Origin of the sequence: Rugamonas fusca (assembly GCF_014042365.1) — a bacterium.
Classification (GTDB): domain Bacteria; phylum Pseudomonadota; class Gammaproteobacteria; order Burkholderiales; family Burkholderiaceae_D; genus Rugamonas; species Rugamonas fusca.
In genome coordinates this window covers 1-213 of sequence record NZ_JACEZS010000131.1, presented here as the reverse complement: position 1 = coordinate 213, position 213 = coordinate 1, and the positions used below count along the sequence as shown (strand labels likewise).

Below are 213 nucleotides of genomic sequence, written 5' to 3'. Positions count from 1 at the left end.
TAGGATTCGTGACTGGGGTGAAGTCGTAACAAGGTAGCCGTATCGGAAGGTGCGGCTGGATCACCTCCTTTCTAGAGTCGCACTGGTCTTCGGATCATCCTCAAGCGTTCACACTTATCGACTGTAATTAAGAAGAACAGCATTTGGGGCTGTAGCTCAGCTGGTTAGAGCACCGTGTTGATAACGCGGGGGTCGTTGGTTCGAGTCCAACCA

1 rRNA gene is annotated in these 213 nt (G+C 51.6%); it reads left to right on the top strand.

The window, feature by feature from the left end:
• Positions 1 to 71, top strand: a 16S ribosomal RNA gene (locus H3H36_RS27975); the annotation flags it as partial.
• Positions 72 to 213: the final 142 nt, after the last annotated feature.